Origin of the sequence: Mesorhizobium sp. NZP2298 (assembly GCF_013170825.1) — a bacterium.
GTDB lineage: Bacteria > Pseudomonadota > Alphaproteobacteria > Rhizobiales > Rhizobiaceae > Mesorhizobium.
Map to the genome: position 1 here is coordinate 4,487,006 of NZ_CP033365.1, position 18,942 is coordinate 4,505,947.

23 protein-coding genes and 4 tRNA genes are annotated in these 18,942 nt (G+C 61.9%); 7 read left to right on the forward strand and 20 right to left on the reverse strand.

From position 1 onward, the window contains the following. Positions 1-25: 25 nt before the first annotated feature. The 9 genes from rplJ to tuf form a co-directional block, all read right to left on the reverse strand. Positions 26-544: a 50S ribosomal protein L10 gene (rplJ, locus tag EB231_RS21760; RefSeq protein WP_019857958.1), complete on the reverse strand. Its 519-nt coding sequence runs from the start codon at positions 542-544 to the stop codon at positions 26-28. 374 nt (positions 545-918) lie between these two features. Further along, positions 919-1,617, reverse strand: coding sequence for a 50S ribosomal protein L1 (gene rplA, locus EB231_RS21765; RefSeq protein ID WP_172350641.1), 699 nt, complete (start codon positions 1,615-1,617; stop codon positions 919-921). Between the two features lie 4 nt (positions 1,618-1,621). Beyond that, the gene (rplK, locus tag EB231_RS21770; protein WP_010909262.1) at positions 1,622-2,050 is read right to left on the reverse strand and encodes a 50S ribosomal protein L11; all 429 of its coding nucleotides are present in this window, start codon (positions 2,048-2,050) and stop codon (positions 1,622-1,624) included. Positions 2,051-2,243: 193 nt separating this feature from the next. Beyond that, entirely contained in the window at positions 2,244-2,771 is a 528-nt protein-coding gene (nusG, locus tag EB231_RS21775; RefSeq protein ID WP_010909261.1) for a transcription termination/antitermination protein NusG, read from the reverse strand. Positions 2,772-2,800: 29 nt separating this feature from the next. Beyond that, on the reverse strand, positions 2,801-3,004 hold the full coding sequence (secE, locus tag EB231_RS21780; protein ID WP_010909260.1) for a preprotein translocase subunit SecE: 204 nt from the start codon (positions 3,002-3,004) through the stop codon (positions 2,801-2,803). A gap of 361 nt (positions 3,005-3,365) precedes the next feature. Then, a tRNA-Trp gene (locus EB231_RS21785) sits at positions 3,366-3,441 on the reverse strand. A 151-nt stretch (positions 3,442-3,592) separates the two neighbouring features. Beyond that, positions 3,593-4,078, reverse strand: coding sequence for a group II truncated hemoglobin (locus tag EB231_RS21790; protein ID WP_172352982.1), 486 nt, complete (start codon positions 4,076-4,078; stop codon positions 3,593-3,595). A 90-nt stretch (positions 4,079-4,168) separates the two neighbouring features. Next, positions 4,169-5,824 (reverse strand): COG3904 family protein, encoded by a 1,656-nt coding sequence (locus tag EB231_RS21795; protein WP_172350642.1) that lies wholly within the window; start codon positions 5,822-5,824, stop codon positions 4,169-4,171. Between the two features lie 164 nt (positions 5,825-5,988). Further along, positions 5,989-7,164 carry an elongation factor Tu gene (tuf, locus tag EB231_RS21800; protein WP_010909256.1) on the reverse strand — a complete coding sequence of 392 codons (1,176 nt, stop codon included), beginning with the start codon at positions 7,162-7,164 and terminating at the stop codon, positions 5,989-5,991. A gap of 293 nt (positions 7,165-7,457) precedes the next feature. Between tuf and EB231_RS21805 the strand changes: the two genes are divergently transcribed. Beyond that, on the forward strand, positions 7,458-8,345 hold the full coding sequence (locus EB231_RS21805) for a DMT family transporter (protein WP_172350643.1): 888 nt from the start codon (positions 7,458-7,460) through the stop codon (positions 8,343-8,345). Between the two features lie 94 nt (positions 8,346-8,439). Further along, complete coding sequence (locus tag EB231_RS21810; RefSeq protein ID WP_164548697.1) at positions 8,440-8,577, forward strand: hypothetical protein; 138 nt, start codon at positions 8,440-8,442, stop codon at positions 8,575-8,577. A gap of 62 nt (positions 8,578-8,639) precedes the next feature. Here EB231_RS21810 and EB231_RS21815 read toward each other — a convergent pair whose 3' ends face one another. Continuing rightward, complete coding sequence (locus EB231_RS21815) at positions 8,640-8,897, reverse strand: GlsB/YeaQ/YmgE family stress response membrane protein (RefSeq protein WP_172350644.1); 258 nt, start codon at positions 8,895-8,897, stop codon at positions 8,640-8,642. 130 nt (positions 8,898-9,027) lie between these two features. Between EB231_RS21815 and EB231_RS21820 the strand changes: the two genes are divergently transcribed. Beyond that, a complete protein-coding gene (locus EB231_RS21820; protein ID WP_172350645.1) occupies positions 9,028-9,492 on the forward strand; it encodes a YidB family protein in 465 nt (154 codons plus the stop codon). Between the two features lie 68 nt (positions 9,493-9,560). On the opposite strand, the gene EB231_RS21825 is transcribed toward EB231_RS21820, so the two are convergent. Together EB231_RS21825 and EB231_RS21830 are read right to left on the reverse strand one after the other, a co-directional pair. Continuing rightward, a tRNA-Gly gene (locus EB231_RS21825) sits at positions 9,561-9,634 on the reverse strand. 89 nt (positions 9,635-9,723) lie between these two features. Continuing rightward, positions 9,724-9,808: transfer RNA gene (locus EB231_RS21830), tRNA-Tyr, on the reverse strand. 202 nt (positions 9,809-10,010) lie between these two features. Between EB231_RS21830 and EB231_RS21835 the strand changes: the two genes are divergently transcribed. Beyond that, positions 10,011-10,859, forward strand: a complete 849-nt coding sequence (locus tag EB231_RS21835) for a TrmH family RNA methyltransferase (protein WP_172350646.1) — start codon at positions 10,011-10,013, stop codon at positions 10,857-10,859. Between the two features lie 129 nt (positions 10,860-10,988). Here the strand turns inward: EB231_RS21835 and EB231_RS21840 are convergent, their stop codons facing one another. The 3 genes from EB231_RS21840 to gcl form a co-directional block, all read right to left on the reverse strand. Beyond that, a complete protein-coding gene (locus tag EB231_RS21840) occupies positions 10,989-11,906 on the reverse strand; it encodes a 2-hydroxy-3-oxopropionate reductase (protein WP_172350647.1) in 918 nt (305 codons plus the stop codon). 103 nt (positions 11,907-12,009) lie between these two features. Beyond that, positions 12,010-12,807 carry a 2-oxo-tetronate isomerase gene (otnI, locus tag EB231_RS21845; RefSeq protein WP_172350648.1) on the reverse strand — a complete coding sequence of 266 codons (798 nt, stop codon included), beginning with the start codon at positions 12,805-12,807 and terminating at the stop codon, positions 12,010-12,012. Positions 12,808-12,824: 17 nt separating this feature from the next. Continuing rightward, positions 12,825-14,606 carry a glyoxylate carboligase gene (gene gcl, locus EB231_RS21850; protein ID WP_172350649.1) on the reverse strand — a complete coding sequence of 594 codons (1,782 nt, stop codon included), beginning with the start codon at positions 14,604-14,606 and terminating at the stop codon, positions 12,825-12,827. A gap of 212 nt (positions 14,607-14,818) precedes the next feature. Here gcl and bhcR point away from each other — a divergent pair, with 212 nt between their 5' ends. Then, a complete protein-coding gene (gene bhcR / locus EB231_RS21855; protein ID WP_172350650.1) occupies positions 14,819-15,640 on the forward strand; it encodes an HTH-type transcriptional regulator BhcR in 822 nt (273 codons plus the stop codon). 186 nt (positions 15,641-15,826) lie between these two features. Next, the gene (locus EB231_RS21860; protein ID WP_172350651.1) at positions 15,827-16,264 is read left to right on the forward strand and encodes a hypothetical protein; all 438 of its coding nucleotides are present in this window, start codon (positions 15,827-15,829) and stop codon (positions 16,262-16,264) included. A 68-nt stretch (positions 16,265-16,332) separates the two neighbouring features. Here the strand turns inward: EB231_RS21860 and EB231_RS21865 are convergent, their stop codons facing one another. The 3 genes from EB231_RS21865 to EB231_RS21875 form a co-directional block, all read right to left on the reverse strand. After that, complete coding sequence (locus EB231_RS21865; protein WP_172350652.1) at positions 16,333-16,638, reverse strand: BA14K family protein; 306 nt, start codon at positions 16,636-16,638, stop codon at positions 16,333-16,335. Between the two features lie 216 nt (positions 16,639-16,854). Next, complete coding sequence (locus tag EB231_RS21870; protein WP_172350653.1) at positions 16,855-17,070, reverse strand: hypothetical protein; 216 nt, start codon at positions 17,068-17,070, stop codon at positions 16,855-16,857. 134 nt (positions 17,071-17,204) lie between these two features. Further along, entirely contained in the window at positions 17,205-17,372 is a 168-nt protein-coding gene (locus EB231_RS21875; RefSeq protein WP_081850636.1) for a hypothetical protein, read from the reverse strand. Between the two features lie 133 nt (positions 17,373-17,505). Here EB231_RS21875 and EB231_RS21880 point away from each other — a divergent pair. After that, positions 17,506-17,581: transfer RNA gene (locus EB231_RS21880), tRNA-Thr, on the forward strand. Between the two features lie 49 nt (positions 17,582-17,630). Here EB231_RS21880 and EB231_RS21885 read toward each other — a convergent pair. Together EB231_RS21885 and EB231_RS21890 are read right to left on the reverse strand one after the other, a co-directional pair. Further along, positions 17,631-18,200: a DUF2569 family protein gene (locus tag EB231_RS21885; RefSeq protein ID WP_172350654.1), complete on the reverse strand. Its 570-nt coding sequence runs from the start codon at positions 18,198-18,200 to the stop codon at positions 17,631-17,633. 125 nt (positions 18,201-18,325) lie between these two features. Beyond that, positions 18,326-18,940: a TetR/AcrR family transcriptional regulator gene (locus EB231_RS21890; protein ID WP_172350655.1), complete on the reverse strand. Its 615-nt coding sequence runs from the start codon at positions 18,938-18,940 to the stop codon at positions 18,326-18,328. Positions 18,941-18,942: the final 2 nt, after the last annotated feature.

Genomic DNA, 18,942 nt, shown 5'->3' on the forward strand with positions numbered 1-18,942 from the left:
GTGTTTTTGATAGCGAGGAACGGCCTCATGCCGCCTCGTCCTTCCGGGCGTAAGCGCCGATGACGCGCGCGACCGAGGCCGCTGGCGCATTGACGATCTGGGCGATCCGGGTGGCCGGCGTGGCGATCATGCCAACCAACCTGGCGCGCAGCTCATCGAGCGACGGAAGTGTGGCGAGTGCCTTCACACCGTCGGCGTTGAGCGAGGTGGTGCCCATAGCGCCGCCGAGAATGACAAGCTTGTCATTTCCCTTGGCGAAATCGGACGCGACCTTCGGCGCCGCAATCGGATCCTCCGAATAAGCAATCAGCGTCTGTCCCTTGAACAGATCAATGATCGATGCGGAGTCCGTGCCCTGAAGAGCGATTTTGGCGAGACGGTTCTTCGCGACTTTAACGGTGCCACCGGCAGCGCGCATTTTCGACCGAAGGTCGTTCATTTGCGCGACGGTGATACCGGCATAGTGGGCCACGACGACTGAACCTGCGTTTCCGAACGCTTCGTTCAGGCCCGTGACGAGTTCGCGTTTTTCCGCTCTGTCCACTGCCTATCTCCAGTTGACCCCTGCCCTATTTCGAGGACAGGCGTCGGGTTGCCTTTTGCCGGCCGGGCCATCCAGTAACGGATCTCCCGAACGACGCTCGAGGATCCTGCCCCCTTTCGCCACACCGCCGGCAAGCCGACGATGCGCAGACAAAAGGCAAACACGGTTCGAACCTTTCATTGGAGCACTTGCTCCGTTGTCGGGTCTTCACCCGTCTCATGCAGGCCCACATGAATTAAGGCTTTTGGGCCGCCTGCAATCTCGGACAGGATGTCCGGAAGCCTTTCGACTTCCGGCACCGGGCCCAGGATAAATCCGGGGCCCGGAATTCAATCACGGATCGGCCTTCCAGCGGCCGATCCAAATGGTCTTAATCAGGACGCAGCGAGCGTCGCGACATCGAGCTTGAGGCCCGGGCCCATCGTCGAGGTGACCGACACCTTCTTGACGTAGTTGCCCTTGGCGCCAGCCGGCTTTGCCTTGGTCACCGCATCGGCGAAGGCACGGATGTTCTCTTCGAGCGCCTTGACGTCGAACGAGACCTTGCCGACGCCGGCATGAACGATGCCGGCCTTCTCGACACGGAACTCGACCGCGCCGCCCTTCGATGCCTTGACGGCGGCGGCGACGTCGGTGGTGACGGTGCCGACCTTCGGGTTCGGCATCATGCCGCGCGGGCCGAGCACCTTGCCGAGACGGCCGACCAGCGGCATCATGTCCGGAGTGGCGATGCAGCGATCGAAATCGATCGTGCCCTTCTGGACGATCTCGACCAGATCCTCCGCGCCGACGATGTCGGCGCCGGCGGCCTTGGCCTCCTCGGCCTTGTCGCCACGGGCGAACACGGCGACACGAACCGAGCGGCCGGTGCCGTTCGGCAGATTGACCACGCCGCGGACCATCTGGTCGGCATGGCGCGGGTCGACGCCGAGGTTCATGGCAACTTCGACTGTCTCGTCGAACTTGACCGAGGAACGGTCCTTGAGCAGCTTCAGCGCCTCACCCAGGGCATAAGCCTTGTTGGGATCGATGCCTTCGCGGGTCTTCGATACACGCTTTGCAATCTTTGCCATGATCTCAGCCCACCACTTCCAGACCCATCGAGCGGGCGGAGCCCTCGACCATGCGCATGGCCGCCTCGACGTCGTTTGCGTTCAGATCCTTCATCTTGGCGGTCGCGATTTCGCGCACCTTGTCGCGCGAAACGGTGCCAGCCTTGACCTTGCCCGGCTCCTTCGAGCCCGACTTCAGGTTCGCGGCCTTCTTCAGGAAGTAGCTCACCGGCGGCGTCTTCATGACGAAGGTGAACGACTTGTCCTGATAGTAGGTGATGACGACCGGAACCGGCGATCCCTTTTCCATTTCCTGGGTCTGCGCGTTGAACGCCTTGCAGAACTCCATGATGTTGATGCCACGCTGACCAAGCGCCGGGCCGATCGGGGGCGACGGCGTAGCCGAACCCGCGGAAACCTGGAGCTTGAGCTGGCCTGCAATTTTCTTAGCCATCTCTTTTCCTGCCTTTGTCTATGCCGGTCCCAACATCAGGGAAAACACCGGCGGTTGCAGTCTGGTGGTGCGGTTCGCGTGGCCGGCTAAAGCCACATTCGCCTCCCACCGTTCTCAGGCCGTGCGTTTCCGCACCGCCCCCCCCCCCGATCGCCGAACCGGCGCCGCCGGCCGAACATCGGGGGATTTCGGATCAGCCCTTTTCGACCTGTCCGAATTCCAGATCGACGGGCACGGCGCGCCCGAAGATCGAAACTTCCACCTTGAGCCGCGCCCGCTCCTCGTCCACTTCCTGGACGAAACCGTTGAACGACGCGAAAGGACCATCCGAAACACGGATCGCCTCGCCGATCTCGAACGTGACCGAGGGCTTCGGCCGCTCGACGCCTTCCTGCACCTGGTTCAGGATGCGCTGCGCCTCCGCCTCGGTGATCGGCACCGGCTTGGAGTCGCCGAGAAAGCCGGTGACCTTCGGCGTGTTCTTCACCAAGGAGAACACGGCATCGGTCAGGTTGGCCTTCAGGAGCACGTACCCCGGGAAGAACTTGCGCTCGGCATCGACCTTGCGGCCACGACGAACCTCGACGACCTTCTCGGTCGGCACCACGATCTGCTCGATATCGGCGGACAGGCCCTTCTGCTTGGCCTTGTTCTCGATGTCCTCGGCGACCTTCTTTTCAAAGTTCGAATAAGCGTGAACGATGTACCAGCGCGCAGCCATTTTTTTAGACTTCTCCGTAATCGCCGGACTTAGCGTCCAATGCCCAGAATCTGTTCGATCGCGAGGCCCATCAACTGATCGGCGCTAAAGAAAAAGATCATCGCAATCACAGCGAAGGCCAGAACCATCACCGTCGAGATCATCGTTTCGCGCCGCGACGGCCAAGTCACCTTGGCGGTCTCCGAGCGAACCTGCTGGAGAAAGACGAAAGGATTTGTGGTTTTCGAAGCCATATGCCGCCTGTCTTCAAGACCCGTTGGCCGGGTCTCCTGGATGATCCCGCTGGCCGGGACGTGCCGCCTGAGCCCAGTCTCGCGCCGAATCAGCGCAATCATTTCGCCCATGCAAATCAGACGCGTAAAGCCGGCTTCCCAGCTCCACGCGTCGCGTGCCTGTTCCGTCTACATAAAACCGATTCTTGATCCACGCAAGTGGCAAGTGTCCGCTTTATGACCAAACGCCGCCTCGGAACCATCCAGTCGTTCCGTCCCGGCTATGGCGCCCTTATGCCCCAATCGGGCTAATATGGCAAGCGTGTCGCCGATTTTCAAAGGGCGGCCTGCAAAATATCGCTTCTGATGGCCATTTCGGAAATGGCACGGGCAGCAGGGCTCGAACCTACGACCTGCGGTTTTGGAGACCGCCGCTCTACCAACTGAGCTATGCCCGTATCGTGCGCGCCTCGGCGCAGCAGGGGCTTCCTAAAAGCTTCCGGGCTCTGTGTAAAGAGTGGTTTGCACGCAAACGCGCCTTCATCCCCCATGCCAAATCCGGACCACTGATGACTGGCCGCCGCTTCGGCCTGTTCGGAACTGCTGTGATTACGATTTCCCGGCCGGTGGCGTGTACGGGCCGCCAGGCACGCCCCAGCCCCAGGCCGGCATCGGCTCGGTCCCGGGATCGCAGGTCTCGTCCAGATTGGAATTCATCTTGGCCAGCCGCGATCCCCATTCGACATAGCCCATGAAGGCCGAACGGAATTCGGGATCGTCGGGCAAGCCGACCTCGTCTGCGGCGTCGGCGAGCAGGTTGATCCAGCGGCGGCGCTGTTCCTCGGTCAAATGCTTGCCTAGATGATGCATGACCATCTCGCGGTGGCCGCCGAACTTTTCGCTGTAGGTCTTCGGTCCACCAAAGACCTCGCCGATGAAGGCCGCGACATGGGCGGGATGATCCGGCGACATCGCCTTGAACACCGGCCCGACGACCGGATCCTTTGCCACCTTGTCATAAAAGGTCCGCGTCAGCCGGTTCAGCGCGTCGCTGCCGCCGGCCCATTCGTAAAGTGTCGGAACATCCTTGCGCATGGCGGTCATCTTGTCCTCGATCACCAGACGGTAGCGGAAAGACCCGACCTGCCTCAACCTGCCTCGATAGCCAGTTCAACACACGCGGCGTCACAATCTGGCCGGCATGTCGGCTTCGGCGTTGGCTGACGGCACGAGCCGGCAATTGTCCGGCCTCGGAACCGATCTGCATATGGTGGCGCCCGTCAGTTCGTCGGCGGACTGAGGCCCGGTCGCCAGCCCGAATTTCAGTATCGCCTGCTGATAGAGCCGCCGTTTGGATGACGAGAGCTGCATGGCGTCGAACAGGCCGGGTCCGATCGCCATCTGCTCGAGATACGCCTTGACCTTGTCCCCGAGCCCAACGGAACTCACGCTGAGGCGCACGGCAGGCCCGATGAAACGCCTGACACCACCGGCAACCATGATCGGACAGGCCGAAGCACATTCGCCTTCGGATTCGATTGTGAGCCCGGTGTGGACGCCATCCTTGGCCAGGCACTCCGCCGAGGGATCGCAATCCAAGAAATCCGTGTGGGCGACAACGACATCGAGCTTGCGTTCCCGGATCAGCCTGCCAGCGGCAAGCGCGCTCTCGATATCGCCGCCCTGCGAGTTGATGACGATAGGCAGCCGCCGGCCGGCGATGGCATCGAGAGCCTGTCTAAGCTTTTCCGGCGTCCGCGCGGTGATCGAGCCCTCCGCCGAGATCCATTCCGGACAGTCGGGATTGCAGAGCGGGTTGCTGCCGCGGACAAACACGAAGCGCATGTCGGCCTCCTTCGGCGTCGTGGCCTCGGCCGGCGGAGGGAGAGCGGGTTTTGCCTGAGCGGTCGGGAGATTGGCCGGCGTCGCCTCTTTGTCGGCCGGTATCTCCCGGCAATTCGCCGGCATCGGGTTTGCCTTGCAGATGGTTTCCCCGGTGAAAAGCTCGACGGCGTCGAGGGAGGTGACGAGGTTCATGCGGAGCATGTTTTCGAGAACCAGCTGATGGATTTCACTGGCAGGCGTGTTCTTCATCGTTGTGAAAACGCCTTCGCCTATCCCCATGCCCTGCAGATACGCCGAAAGCCTCTTCTCGACCGCCTTGCTCATTTCGTAGGTCTTGTAGCTGCCCGCGTTCTTGCGGCTGACGACCTTGGTGCTGATGATCTTCTTCTTGCCGTTCACGATCCGATAGGTGGTCCGGTAGAGCAGCTTCTCGCGCCTGTAGGTGGTGGTGACCTGGTGAACGCCGAGATAGGCGAACTCCCCGACAACGCGGCGCACGCCGCCGGAAAACATCAGCGGGCAAGCAGAATTGCACATGGCGCCGTCGTCATAGGCCATGCCGAAATAGTCGGCGCCCTTGCCCTGGTTATCCCTGCAATTCTTCATCTGCGGCTCGCAGCCGGAAAACACCGTCGTGCCAACGGCGATATCGAGCTTGTTCTTGCGGATCATCTGGCCGAGCCTCACCGCAGCATCGACGTTGCCGCCAGGGGAATTGACGACCACCGGCAATTGCCGGCCCTTGAGCGCCTTGAGTGTGCGCTTGAGCAACGACGGCGTGCCAGCGTCGATGGTGCCTTCCGCCGATATCCATTCCGGACAATTGGGCTCGCAGCCCGGCGCATTGCTGCGCACGACGGCAAACCGCATCGGCGGGATATCCAGCGACTGCTCCTGCGCCTGGGCCACCACGACAGGAAAGACCCCGGCCATCAACAGCACGAGACGGACCAGTGCCCGCCATGCCTTCCCATCGAAACCGCGCCCTGGAACCACTCTTCGGCAAGCTCCCGCAATGCAACCTATACTAGTTGGCGCGATGGCGCTTGCAACAGCTTTGAAATGACCACGGCTGGCGGCTGTCCCCGGCTGCCCGGAAACGAAAAAGGGCGGCCCGAAGACCGCCCTTTCCTTGTCGATCCGGCTAATGCCGGTGTCGATTATTCCTTGATGGTGACGACGATTCCGGCACCGACGGTGCGGCCGCCTTCACGGATGGCGAAGCGCAGCTTCTCTTCCATGGCGATCGGCACGATCAGCTCGACATCGACCGTGATGTTGTCGCCAGGCATCACCATCTCGGTGCCAGCCGGCAGCGACACGATGCCGGTCACGTCGGTCGTGCGGAAGTAGAACTGCGGGCGGTAGTTGGTGAAGAACGGCGTGTGACGGCCACCTTCGTCCTTGGTCAGGATGTAGGCTTCGGCCACGAACTTCTTGTGCGGCTTCACCGTGCCCGGCTTGGCCAGAACCTGGCCGCGCTCGACACCTTCACGATCAACGCCGCGCAGCAGCGCGCCGATGTTGTCGCCAGCCTGGCCCTGATCGAGCAGCTTGCGGAACATCTCCACGCCCGTGCAGGTCGTCTTGGTCGTCGGACGGATGCCGATGATCTCGAGTTCCTCGCCGACCTTGACCACGCCGCGCTCGACGCGGCCGGTCACGACCGTGCCACGGCCCGAGATCGAGAACACGTCCTCGATCGGCATCAGGAACGGCTTGTCCAGCGGACGAACCGGGGTCGGGATGTAGGCGTCGACCTGAGCCATCAGCTCGCGGATCGCGTCCTCGCCGATCGTCTTGTTCGAATCCTCAAGAGCGGCCAGCGCCGAACCCTTGACGATCGGAATGTCGTCGCCGGGGAATTCGTTCTTCGACAGAAGCTCGCGAACCTCGAGCTCGACCAGTTCGAGCAGCTCGGCGTCGTCGACCTGGTCGACCTTGTTCAGGAACACCACGATCGACGGCACGCCGACCTGACGGGCGAGCAGGATGTGCTCGCGGGTCTGCGGCATCGGGCCGTCGGCGGCCGAAACGACCAGGATCGCGCCGTCCATCTGCGCGGCACCGGTGATCATGTTCTTCACATAGTCGGCGTGGCCGGGGCAGTCGACATGGGCGTAGTGGCGGTTGGCCGTCTCGTATTCGACGTGGGCCGTCGAGATCGTGATGCCACGCGCCTTCTCTTCCGGCGCCGCATCGATCTGGTCGTAGCGCTTGTACTCGCCAAAATACTTCGTGATCGCCGCCGTCAGCGACGTCTTGCCATGATCAACGTGACCAATCGTGCCGATGTTCACATGAGGCTTAGTGCGCTCGAATTTACCTTTTGCCATAGTCTCTTTCCTTGGACGGCCTTGACCTTCAGTTCAGTCGAATGCGGGGCGATTAGCGACAAAGGCCAAAAAACACAAGCGTCTTTTGGCCGGGTGCCGTCTCACTCAGTCCGAACCTGGGATCCGATTGCGGGGATGTGGCGCTGATATAGGAAGGCGATGCATGAAATGAAATGGGCGACAGGCCGATCGACCTAGGCCGCTTAAGGTGCCCCCACCACCAATCCCTGTCTGAGTTCACGGCCAGTTGATGGCCCATTGCGGCCGCCATCGAGGTCTGATCTCCTGATCCGATGCATTTCATCCCTGCCTCGATCCGCGGCCCGCTGTTCATGATCGTCTCGACCGGCTCATACCTGGTCAACGATACGATGATGAAACTCGCGACCGCAGGGCTGCCATCCTACGAAGTGCTGTTCCTGCGCGGGGCCGCGGCAACATTGTGGGGTTTTCCGCTGCTGTTCCTGCTCGGCTACGGCAAACAGATCCCGCTGATCTTCGACAAACGCGTGCTGCGCCGGAACCTGCTCGAACTGGCGGCGATCCTTTGTTATGTCGTGGCGCTCGCCAACATGCAGATCGCAGATTCCACCGCACTGGGGCAGATCACGCCGCTCCTGATGCTGGTCGGCTCGTCGATCCTGTTTGGCGAACGCATCGGCGGCCAGCGCATGGCGCTGATCGGACTCGGCTTCATCGGCGCGCTGATGGTGGCGCAGCCGACGATGCAAGGCATTTCGGTCTATGCCCTGCTGGCGCTCGGCAACGCGGCGCTGTCGGCCGCGCGCGACCTTGCCGGCAGACATGTCCCGGCGGAAGTGCCGGGGATGATCGTGGCGATTTCCGCCGTCTTGGTGGTGCTGGTCGGCGCGGGTGCCGCGCATCTGATATCCGAGCGCTGGGTCATGCCCGAGGGGCGCCATCTGCTGCTGATGGCCGGTGCCGGGTTTTTCCTGATCTTCGGCCATTTCTTCATCTTCATGGCCTATCGCGTCGGGCCGACCAGCGCGGTGGCGCCGTTCTACTACTGCTTCACCGTCTGGGCGGTCATTTCGGGCCTGCTGGTGTTCGGGCAGTTCCCCAACATGCTGGCGGTCTGCGGCATCCTGCTGGTGGTGGCCAGCGGGCTGATCATTGTGTCACTCGATCAGCGTAAACGCAGATTGACCGTCGTCGCCTAGCATCGATACCGGAGCACCTGTTTCTGATGTTGCGGAGGCCAGATTGATCGTCTATTCGGCGATGACATGATCAATCAGCCAAGGGAGCTTCCCCATGACCGATTTTGACCAGAACAAGAACTCCGACGCCGAGCACAAGGCCGCCATTCGCAAATCGCTGGTCGGCTGGGCGGTATTCATCGCGGGAACGCTGATCTTCTTCGCCGCGGCCGATGCGGTGCTGATGCCATAGGCAAACCCGCAGCCGGTCTTGCCTCAGCAGAAATTCGAAATTTCAGATCATCCAGCTAACGCTTAGAGCGTCCGGCGTCCGCTGAACTGGTGGTAGGCCCACAGCACAACTATCGCGCCAACCACCGCGACGATCAGGCTGGAGATGTTGAGGCCGGTGACACCCACGCCAAAGATCTGGCTGCAGATCACGCCGCCGACGATAGCGCCGACAATGCCGAGCACGATATCCATGATCAGGCCTTGGCCGGTCTTGTTGACGATCTTGCTGCCCAGGAAACCGGCGATGGCGCCGAGAATGATCCAGCTGATGATACCCATTTTTTCCTCTCCATCCCTCGCCAGCCCGACATTTTCATATGATTGTCAAAACCTCAAGCCAGCTTGAAATTCCGCCCGGATGCGCCATTGTTGAAGATGGGCTGGGCTTGGTTGAGATGGAGGATCCACTATGGGACTTTTTGACAACGCCGTTCCCGGCGGCAACATCACCAAACCACTGATGATCGCGCTCGGTGCGTTGCTGGTCGGAAAAATGCTGAGCGGCAGAAGTGCCGAACAGCCGGATCAACCCGATGCCGCTGCTCCGCCCGCTCCCGCTCCGACCGAAGCTAATCCAGGCGACGGTGGCCTGCTCGGCGGACTGGGCGGCCTGCTCGACAAGCTCAAGAATGCCGGCCATGGCAACGTGGCCGATTCCTGGGTCGGCACCGGCCAGAACCGGTCGATCAACGCCAATGATCTCGGAGCCGCGCTTGGGCCGCAGGTCATCCGCGAGATCGCGCAGCGCACTGGAATGGACGAGGGGGAACTGCTCAAGCAGCTGTCCACCGCCCTGCCCGGCATCGTCGACAAGCTGACGCCGAACGGCCAGGTACCTCAGCAGCATCAGGTGGCGTCGGCGTTCAACAGCTGACGCGGCCGCACCGATGCGTTGAAGCACTGCGCGCATGGCCGCGCTTGCCGACGGTGGGGATGAAAATCTGGAGCGGGTAGCGGGAATCGAACCCGCATATTCAGCTTGGAAGGCTGCTGCTCTACCACTGAGCTATACCCGCGCCTTGCACTGAAGTATCGGATTCACCCGAAAAGCGCCATGCACTTTTCGGCCCGATGCTTTTTCGTTTCAGGGCTTCCGGGCCGGCAGTGGTGGAGAGGGTTGGATTCGAACCAACGTAGGCTAAGCCAACGGATTTACAGTCCGTCCCCTTTAACCACTCGGGCACCTCTCCAGTCTGCCGCCGGAGCCATGCAACGAGGCATTCTTGCCGATCCCGGAGCCCGAGATAGATGTCTTCTCCGAAATCAGCGAAGCGCCTTATGGCGGCAAGGCCATTGGGTGTCAACCGCGCAGGAAGGGTTTTTCGATGTTGTTCGCCGGCTGCGGCGACGGGCCATATCCTTGGCCGCGGCAGACAGCTATAGAAGCCGGCCATGAGCAACAAGACCAATACTCCCAAAGACACCCATTACGCCAAGCTGCGCCGCGCCTTTCGCGACGAGAAGAGCGGCGGCGCACCAGCATTCAAGCCACGCCAACCCGTTCCGCCCGGCGAAAACGCCGCCGACGGACTGGTGCGGCTTTATGGCCTGCACACGGTACGGGCGGCACTCGACAATCCGCGCCGCAAGATTCGCAAAATGCTGGTGACGCGCAATGCGTCCGAGCGCCTCGAGATCGCCGATCTCGCCGCCTTGCCCTTCAAGGCGGAGCTGGTCGAACCCAGGGACATCGACAAGATCACCGGGTCGGACGCGGTGCATCAGGGCGTGCTGATCGAGGCGGAGCCGCTGAAACCCAAGCGCCTCGACGCGCTCGGCGACACCGAGCTGGTGCTGGTGCTCGACCAGGTCACCGATCCGCACAATGTCGGCGCCATCCTGCGTTCTGCGGTCGCCTTCGGCGCCGGCGCGCTGATCACCACGGCGCGCCACAGCCCGCAGGAATCGGGCGTGCTGGCGAAAGCCGCCTCCGGGGCGCTGGAGCATATCGACCAGATCGAGGTGAAGAACCTGGCCGACGCGCTCGGGCAACTGCATGAGGCCGGCTTCCAGACGATCGGGCTTGATTCGGACGGGCCGGCGGAACTCGAGACCAGCTTTGCCGGAGAGAAGATCGCGCTGGTGTTGGGGGCCGAAGGCAAGGGCCTGCGCCAGAAGACGCGCGAGACGGTGACAACGCTGGCACGGCTCGACATGCCGGGCGTCATCCGTTCGCTCAACGTGTCGAACGCCGCGGCGATCAGCCTTTATGCGGCGCGGGCATTCTTGAAGCGCGGCTGAGCCGAAAGCGGCAGACTGCCTGCCAAAACATCCCGAAATGAAAAACGGGTTCCAGCGACAACGCGGGAACCCGTTCTTGTGCAGGACAAGAGGGGGCGGCTTGGGAACGTTGCGCCGCCCTCTCCCGACCTATGCCGCTTTGCCCTTGATTTCGGCTGCCTCGCCGCCGACCTCGAAATTCGCCATCCGCTCCAGCGCCCTGACGAGGGCCGAGTGATCTTCCCTCGCGCCGCCATTGGCGGCGCAGGAATTGAATAGCTGCTGCGTGGTCGAGGTGTTGGGCAGCGACACACCGAGCGCCTTGGCGCCTTCCAGCGCGAGGTTGAGATCCTTCTGGTGCAGTTCGATGCGGAAGCCCGGCGCGAAGGTGCGCTTGACCATGCGCTCGCCATGCACTTCGAGAATGCGCGAGGCCGCCAGCCCGCCCATCAGCGCCTGCCTGACCTTGGCCGGGTCGGCGCCGGCTTTCGAAGCAAAAACAAGCGCTTCCGCGACGGCTTCAATGGTCAGCGCGACGACGATCTGGTTGGCGACCTTAGTGGTCTGGCCGACCCCGTTCGGGCCCACCAAAGTGATGTTCTTGCCCATCTTCTCGAAGACTGGTTTTGCGCGCTCGAAAGGCTTGTCCTCGCCACCGACCATGATGGTGAGCGACGCCGCCTTGGCTCCGACCTCGCCGCCGGAGACCGGCGCGTCGAGATAGTCGCAGCCGAGCTCGTTGATCTTGCGGGCGAACATCTTGGTCTCGATCGGCGAGATCGAGCTCATGTCGATGACCAGCTTGCCCTTGGACAAGCCGGAAGCGACACCGTTGTCGCCGAACAGCACATCGGCGACCTGCGGCGTATCCGGCACCATGGTGATGACGATGTCGGCCGCCCTGGCGACGGCGGCGTGGCCGGAGACCGACTTCAGGCCCTTGGCGACGAGATCCGCCGGCGGCTTTGAGCGATGGTCGCTGGCGATGACCTTGTAGCCCGCATCCAGCAGATGCCCCGCCATCGGCGCGCCCATGATGCCGAGGCCGATGAAGCCTATGGTTTCCATTGTTTTCTCCGTCTTCTGTTAGGCCGCGTTCCTTCGCGCCCCCCTCTGGCCTGCCGGCCATCTCCCCCACAGGTGGGGAGATTGGCAGCTTCGACGCCGGCTCTTAAGCCGCCGCGCTCCCTTGCCCGGCCAGATCCCGGAACCATCCAAGCCCGGCTTCCGTGCCGGCCTTCGGCTTGTATTCCGCACCGATCCAGCCGGAATAGCCGATGCGGTCGATGTGGTCGTAGAGGAAGGGATAATTGATCTCGCCCGTTCCCGGCTCGTGACGGCCGGGATTGTCCGCAAGCTGGATATGCGCGATGCGGCTAAGGTTGGCCTCGATTTTACGGGCGAGATCCCCCTCCATGATCTGCATGTGATAGATGTCATATTGCAGGAACAGGTTTTTTGAGCCGACGCGGTCGATCAGCGCCAGCGCCTGGTCTGAATAGTTCAGGAAGAAACCCGGAATGTCGCGCGTGTTGATCGGCTCGATCAGCAGCCTGATGCCGGCCTGCTCCAGTTTCTCCGCGGCGAAGGCGAGGTTTTCGGCGAAAACGTCCTCCAGCACCTTGCGGTCGGCGTCGGCGGGCGCGATGCCGGCCAGGCAATTGACCTGCGGGCAGCCGAGCGCCTGTGCGTAGGTAATCGCCTTGGCGATGCCCTGGCGGAATTCCGGCACGCGGTCCGGCAGTACGGCGATGCCGCGCTCCCCCTTGCCCCAGTCGCCGGCCGGCAGGTTGAACAGCACCTGGGTCAGGCCGTTCTTCTTCAGCCTCGCCGCCACCACCTCGGGCGCATGGTCGTAGGGGCCGATATATTCGACGCCCTTGAAGCCCGCACGTGCGGCTGCGTCGAAGCGATCAAGGAAATCATGCTCACCGAAGAGCATAGACAGGTTGGCTGAAAAACGCGGCATTCTTCTTGTCCTTCTTATCAGTCCAGCATCACGATCGCGGTTGGGGCGTCTTCCTGATGTTCGGCAAGTTCCTCGAATTCGGTGATCTTGTCGATCTCGGTGCCCATCGAGATGTTGGTGACGCGCTCGAGGATGAATTCGAGCACGACGGGAACCTGATGCTCCTTCATCAGCCGCTGCGCCTGCTTGAAGGCGCCGGCAAACTCTTCGGGCTTGCGGACCCGGACCGCCTTGCAGCCCATCGCCTCGGCCACGGCGACATGGTCGACGCCATAGCCCGCCTCGGGATCGCCTGACCGGTTGATGTTCTCGAAGGCCAGGCTCACCTCATAATCCATCGAGAAGCCGCGCTGCGCCTGGCGGATCAGGCCGAGATAGGCGTTATTCACGACGACATGGATGTAGGGCAGCTTGTGCTGCGCGCCGACCGCCAGTTCCTCGATCATGAACTGGAAATCATAGTCGCCCGACAGCGCCACGATGGTACGGTCCGGATCGGCGGCGCGAACGCCAAGGGCAGCGGGCAGCGTCCAGCCGAGAGGGCCAGCCTGGCCGCAATTGATCCAGTTGCGCGGCTTGTAGACATGCAGGAACTGCGCGCCGGCGATCTGCGACAGGCCGATCGTGGTGACATAGGTAACGTCACGGCCGAACGCCTTGTTCATCTCTTCATAGACACGCTGCGGCTTCAGCGGCACCTGATCGAAATGCGTCTTGCGCTTCATCGTCTTCTTGCGACCCTGGCACTCCTTTGCCCAGCCGGACCAGTCGCGCAGCTTTCCGGCCGTCCTCCACTCGGTGGCGACGTCGAGCAACATTTTCAGCGCGGCACCCGCATCCGAGACGACGCCGAGGTCTGGCGCGAAGACGCGGCCGATCTGCGTTGGCTCGATGTCGACATGGATGAACTTCTTGCCCTTGGTGTAGACGTCGACCGAGCCGGTGTGGCGGTTGGCCCAGCGGTTGCCGATGCCGAAGACAAAGTCGGCCTCCAGCATCGTCGCATTGCCATAGCGATGCGACGTCTGCAGCCCGCACATGCCGGCCATCAGCCGGTGATCGTCCGGAATCGCGCCCCAGCCCATCAGCGTCGGGATGACCGGAACGCCGGTGATTTCGGCGAACTCGATCAACAGGTCAGATGCATCGGCATTGATGATGCCGCCGCCGGCGACGATCAGCGGCTTGTCGGCCGCGTTGAGCATCGTCAGCGCTTTTTCCGCCTGGGCCCGCGTCATCGCTGGCTTGAACGGCGCCAACGGTTCATAGGCATCGATATCGAACTCGATCTCGGCCAGTTGGACATCCACCGGCAGGTCGATCAGCACCGGTCCCGGCCGCGACGAGCGCATGAGGTGAAATGCCTTCTGCAGCGCCATGGGGACGAGATAAGGCTCCATGACGGTGACCGCCCATTTGGCGACGGGTGCCGCGATGGCCGCGATGTCGACCGCCTGGAAATCCTCCTTGTTCAGCCGTGCACGCGGCGCCTGGCCTGTGATGCACAGGATCGGAATGGAATCGGCCGCCGCCGAGTAGAGCCCGGTGATCATGTCGGTGCCGGCCGGCCCGGAAGTGCCGATGCAGAGTCCGATATTGCCCGCCTTGGCGCGGGTATAGCCTTCGGCCATGTGCGATGCGCCCTCGACGTGGCGGGCCAGCACGTGGCGGATGGTGCCCCGTGCCTTCAGCGCCGAATAGAGCGGATTGATCGCCGCGCCCGGCACGCCGAAGGCACAGGACATACCTTCCTTTTCGAGAACGAGAACGGCGGCATCGACAGCGCGCATCCTGGCCATTTTCCGGCCCTCCACTTGGGTTGTCATTGTTGGATGGCCGAGGATGTCAGCAAGCCGGCTATTTTTCAATTTTTTCAGAATATTTTTTCATTTCTAGAAAACGGAAGCTATTTGCTGATTTTATTGGATTTTCCGTTTTCCAAGAATTGCTATCCCGCCCCAGTGAAAAACTTTTTCATTGCACGTTTGGAGAAATCGGCGAAGCTGGCGTCATGGAAACCACTGAGAAACGGCAGCGCGGTCGTCCGCGCGCATTCAACGGGCCATCCGAGGCCAGTTCGGTGCAATCGCTCGACCGGGCCTTGCGCATCCTGGCCATCGTCGCGGAGGGCAGCGGCCTGTCTCTGAGCGAGATTTCGGCGCAAAGCGGCCTTGCCGCCTCCACCGCCTACCGGATGCTGACGACGCTCGAAAACCACGGCATGGTCGAGTTCGACACATCGGACCAGTTGTGGTCGATCGGCGTCGAGACCTACCGCATGGGCGCGGCGTTCCTGCGCCGCCGCAAGCTGGTCGACCGCGCCCGCATCGTCATGCAGGAATTGATGGAAAGAACCGGCGAGACCGCCAATCTCGGCGTCGCCGAGGATGATTGCGTGGTGTTCGTCAGCCAGGTCGAGACGCACCAGGCGATCCGCGCCTTCTTCCGCCCGGGAACGCGTAGCCCCTTCCATGCGTCCGGCATCGGCAAGGCGGTGCTTGCGCATCTCGAACCGGAGCGCGTCGGGACAATCCTGCGCAAGGCCGGCTTGCAGCGCTTCACCGACAAGACGCTGTCCGAGATCCCTGCCCTCGCCCACGACCTGGCTGTCATCAAGCAGCGCGGCTGGTCGGTCGACGACGAGGAGCGGCATCCCGGCATGCGCTGCGTGGCGGCCGCCATCTTCAACGAATTCGGCGAACCGATCGGCGGCGTCTCCGTGTCGGGGCCGACCGTGCGGGTGACGCCGGAGCGGCTGGCCGAGATCGGCCCGATGGTGCGCAGTGCCGCGGCTGAAGTGACCAGGATGATCGGCGGCGCGCAAGCCGGTTGATCAGCGGCTTGCCCAAGGCAATGCGCTCCTGGTCGCAGTCAGGTCTCCCCGGGTCCTGCTCGTCCAGGCCACTCTCCCCTCTGTTGGCGCTCGAATGGCCGACTGGACGTTCGCAAAATCGCCGGACACCGCCGGCAGCATGACGCTGCCTTGCCGCGGCGTTCGAATGCATGCGAAAGGGCACGGATGCGGAAAACGGTTCAGCTTTTGCTTACGGCTTCACTTTGCGGATGCGTGGCGGCGGCACCTCGACCCGATGCCGGCGGCGGCGGCCAGCGGGTCGATTCCATTCCGATCCCGCTTGCCCTGGAGGAGATCATAACGACCGGCATCCGTCAGCGCTTGCCGGATTCTGCTTCCGCCAAGTTCGGAAGGATGCTTGCCGGCGAGCGGACGATGAACGGCCGCAAGGAGATCGTCGTCTGCGGCTTCGTCAACGGCAAGGATTCCTCGGGCGGCTACGGCCGCGACCAAGCCTTCATTGCCAAGATCTACCCGGATTCGGGAAGCAGCTTCGAACTCGTCGCCATGGGCGACGCTTCGGAAACGAGGCATATTGTCGGCAGCACATGCAGCGCAGCCGGATTGCCAATTTCCGATTCCAGCTCGAAAACGCAACTGTAACTATTTGTACGCCAACAGAAAAAGGGGCTCATACCGAGCCCCCTTTCTGTTGTTGAACAGTCCTCCCCTCAGAGCCGGCAGTAGTGGCGATAGCCATCGTAACCAACGTAGGTATCGGAGTCCGGATCGTAGCTGGAGTAACGATCGACGCAGCGACGGACGTGCCAGGAACCGCCGTCTTCGTCGACATAGACGGTACGCGGCGGCTGCTGGGCGAGCAGGCTGCCCAGGACGAACCCGCCGACGCCGGCGGCGATGCCGATACCGAGGTCGTGGTGATGCGAATGAGCCGCCGAAGGCTGAACAGTACCGACCAGCATGGTGGTGGCGACGGTGGTGGCGATGAGGCCGGAAACGAGTGTGCGCTTGAACATGATGATCTCCTTGCTTCGTTGACCGAGGCGATCCATCCGCCTCTTGATCATCTGTCGTTGCCACGCGGAAAAAGGTTCGAATCTTTTTTGATTTTTGCAAAGCCGGCCCGGTCGTCCCCCACGGTATCCTCACTTCGTCTCACGATCGAAGGAAGGGCGCTTCGAACGAAAAAGGGCGGCCGAAGCCGCCCTTTTGAGGAGAAGTGGGTCCCTCCATCAAAGGAAAATGATCACCTTGCCATGCTTGTGGTGATGATGGTTGTGGTGCCACCACCAATGCTTCTTGAAGTGCTTCTTGTGGTGACTGTGGTGGTGATGGTTGTGATGATGATTATGCATACCGTGGGCAGACGACGTCCCGACGGTGCCGGCAAGCACGCCGGTGGCGACGAAAATGGCGACGAGGCCCGATGTCAGAGTGCGCTTGAACATGATGATCTCCTGGATCCTTGATCGAGGCGACCCATTCGCCTCCGAACCTCAGTCGGCGTGGCGCGGGAAAAGGTTCGAAGGTCGAGGAGATTTATCGGTGAGGCGGGAGGAGTAGCGGGAAGCTGACTACTCCCTCACCCCATGCCCGTGATGTGGCGAAGCCAGAAAGCAAGCGCGATGAAGCCGATGATCGTGGTCACGCCGGTCCAGTCGACATTGGCCTTCTTCACGTCGCTGATGAGCTTCACCAGCAGCATCCAGGCGATGACGACGATGGGGAGAATGATGACAAGCCTGATCATGCGACACTCCAGTCCGAAGCGATTGCACCCAGCTTTATGTAGGAAGCGTCTTCGTGGATTTCAGCACGCTGCGGGTAACTGAAAATGGAGTTTTGTCTTTACTGGCGTACGGAATATGCTAACGGGGCGCCATGCCCTTGTAGCTCAGCTGGTAGAGCAGCGGTTTTGTAAACCGAAGGTCGCGGGTTCGATTCCTGCCGGGGGCACCATTTCTGACCGACGACTCCCCGACAGTCCAGATCTTCCGAGCGCGCCTTCCTATGAAGCACTCGCTGGCTGGGCAGATACGTTCGTCCTGGTGAACGTATTCCGCACCCTGACGGACCTGTAGACATAAGCGACCCAGATGCCTGTTCCAACAAACGAGGCTATCGGTGCCGCCAGCGCATCGCCCGCGAGCACCTGGCTCACCGGAACCCCCAGAATGGCGGCAATCCAGATCGTGTCCAGGGCAAAGACGACAGGGATCGCAAGCCACTGAAGCAGAAACAATTGCGGGAAGCGATGGCTTCGCCGCAGCATCGAAACGATTACAACCAGCTGAAGCGCCAGAAATGCCAGGTTGAGGGCAACCTCGCCATATACCGCCAGCGGCCCATTGGAGAAGGTCATGAGCTGCTGGTAGCCGTCGGCCGAATTGGCGAAGTCGGCCAGTGTGCGCAGCGGTGATAATGTCTGACCGATTGCCAGCAGCATCAGCCAACCGCCGAAGCCCACAAGAGCCTCAGGGTTCTGCGACGGCTTCACGGCCGATCGAACGGCAAAGAAAAGAGGCACGCCGATCAACAGCAACACGATCGCCCAATGCCAGATGGAAAACGTCCCCATCAACTCCCCCCCTTTTTATACCCTCTCAAGTTGTATCAGATTTCAATTTCAACTCAAGGGGCAGGACTCGCATTAAACGACGTCGGATGCCAAAATGGGGTTTCTCCTGTCTGCTCCTGACTCCCTCACACCCCGATCGCCGCCACCAATATCCGGTTCTGCCGGCGTATCGCCGCGCGCAGTTCAGGTATCCTGGCCTCGTCGCGCTTCACGAATTCGATGAACATCATGTTCATGTTGTTGAAGATGAGTTCGCCGAGAGCTGCCCCGTCTATATCCCGGCGCACCAGGCCTAGCTCCTGCAGCCGGGAGATCAGCGCGCGGATCTGCGCGGTGAGCGAGCGGTCGAGCGCGGTGTAGGCCTGGCCGAACGGGCTGTCTGGCAATTGCGTCGAGATCGCCATCGCCTGCCGCCACATCTCCTTGCTCAGATAGTGTAGCGAATGCTCGATATAGATGCCGATCAGCGTGTCCAGCGCATCGCCGACGTTGGCCGGGGGCCGGGCGACGACGCCGCGCCCGGCATTGAGCACCTCGTTGACCTCCAGCGAGACGATGGCGCCGAGGATGTCGCCCTTGTTCTCATAGTAATTGTAGATCGTGCCGACCGAAACCTCGGCCTGGGCGGCGATCGCCTCGATCTTGGCGCCCTCATAGCCGGCCTCGCGAAAAAGCGCCGCCGCCGCCTCGATGATGCGCCTGTGCCGGTCCGCCTTTTGCCTTGCCCGCAATCCGCTCATAT

Bases quoted from the DNA above. Each gene is read 5' to 3' on its own strand.
- rplA (WP_172350641.1), bottom strand. From the start codon at position 1,617: ATGGCAAAGATTGCAAAGCGTGTATCGAAGACCCGCGAAGGCATCGAT.
- rplK (WP_010909262.1), bottom strand. From the start codon at position 2,050: ATGGCTAAGAAAATTGCAGGCCAGCTCAAGCTCCAGGTTTCCGCGGGT.
- nusG (WP_010909261.1), bottom strand. From the start codon at position 2,771: ATGGCTGCGCGCTGGTACATCGTTCACGCTTATTCGAACTTTGAAAAG.
- secE (WP_010909260.1), bottom strand. From the start codon at position 3,004: ATGGCTTCGAAAACCACAAATCCTTTCGTCTTTCTCCAGCAGGTTCGC.
- EB231_RS21790 (WP_172352982.1), bottom strand. From the start codon at position 4,078: ATGCGCAAGGATGTTCCGACACTTTACGAATGGGCCGGCGGCAGCGAC.
- tuf (WP_010909256.1), bottom strand. From the start codon at position 7,164: ATGGCAAAAGGTAAATTCGAGCGCACTAAGCCTCATGTGAACATCGGC.
- EB231_RS21805 (WP_172350643.1), top strand. From the start codon at position 7,458: ATGCATTTCATCCCTGCCTCGATCCGCGGCCCGCTGTTCATGATCGTC.
- EB231_RS21810 (WP_164548697.1), top strand. From the start codon at position 8,440: ATGACCGATTTTGACCAGAACAAGAACTCCGACGCCGAGCACAAGGCC.
- EB231_RS21815 (WP_172350644.1), bottom strand. From the start codon at position 8,897: ATGGGTATCATCAGCTGGATCATTCTCGGCGCCATCGCCGGTTTCCTG.
- EB231_RS21820 (WP_172350645.1), top strand. From the start codon at position 9,028: ATGGGACTTTTTGACAACGCCGTTCCCGGCGGCAACATCACCAAACCA.
- EB231_RS21835 (WP_172350646.1), top strand. From the start codon at position 10,011: ATGAGCAACAAGACCAATACTCCCAAAGACACCCATTACGCCAAGCTG.
- EB231_RS21840 (WP_172350647.1), bottom strand. From the start codon at position 11,906: ATGGAAACCATAGGCTTCATCGGCCTCGGCATCATGGGCGCGCCGATG.
- otnI (WP_172350648.1), bottom strand. From the start codon at position 12,807: ATGCCGCGTTTTTCAGCCAACCTGTCTATGCTCTTCGGTGAGCATGAT.
- gcl (WP_172350649.1), bottom strand. From the start codon at position 14,606: ATGGCCAGGATGCGCGCTGTCGATGCCGCCGTTCTCGTTCTCGAAAAG.
- bhcR (WP_172350650.1), top strand. From the start codon at position 14,819: ATGGAAACCACTGAGAAACGGCAGCGCGGTCGTCCGCGCGCATTCAAC.
- EB231_RS21860 (WP_172350651.1), top strand. From the start codon at position 15,827: ATGCGGAAAACGGTTCAGCTTTTGCTTACGGCTTCACTTTGCGGATGC.
- EB231_RS21865 (WP_172350652.1), bottom strand. From the start codon at position 16,638: ATGTTCAAGCGCACACTCGTTTCCGGCCTCATCGCCACCACCGTCGCC.
- EB231_RS21870 (WP_172350653.1), bottom strand. From the start codon at position 17,070: ATGTTCAAGCGCACTCTGACATCGGGCCTCGTCGCCATTTTCGTCGCC.
- EB231_RS21875 (WP_081850636.1), bottom strand. From the start codon at position 17,372: ATGATCAGGCTTGTCATCATTCTCCCCATCGTCGTCATCGCCTGGATG.
- EB231_RS21885 (WP_172350654.1), bottom strand. From the start codon at position 18,200: ATGGGGACGTTTTCCATCTGGCATTGGGCGATCGTGTTGCTGTTGATC.
- EB231_RS21890 (WP_172350655.1), bottom strand. From the start codon at position 18,940: ATGAGCGGATTGCGGGCAAGGCAAAAGGCGGACCGGCACAGGCGCATC.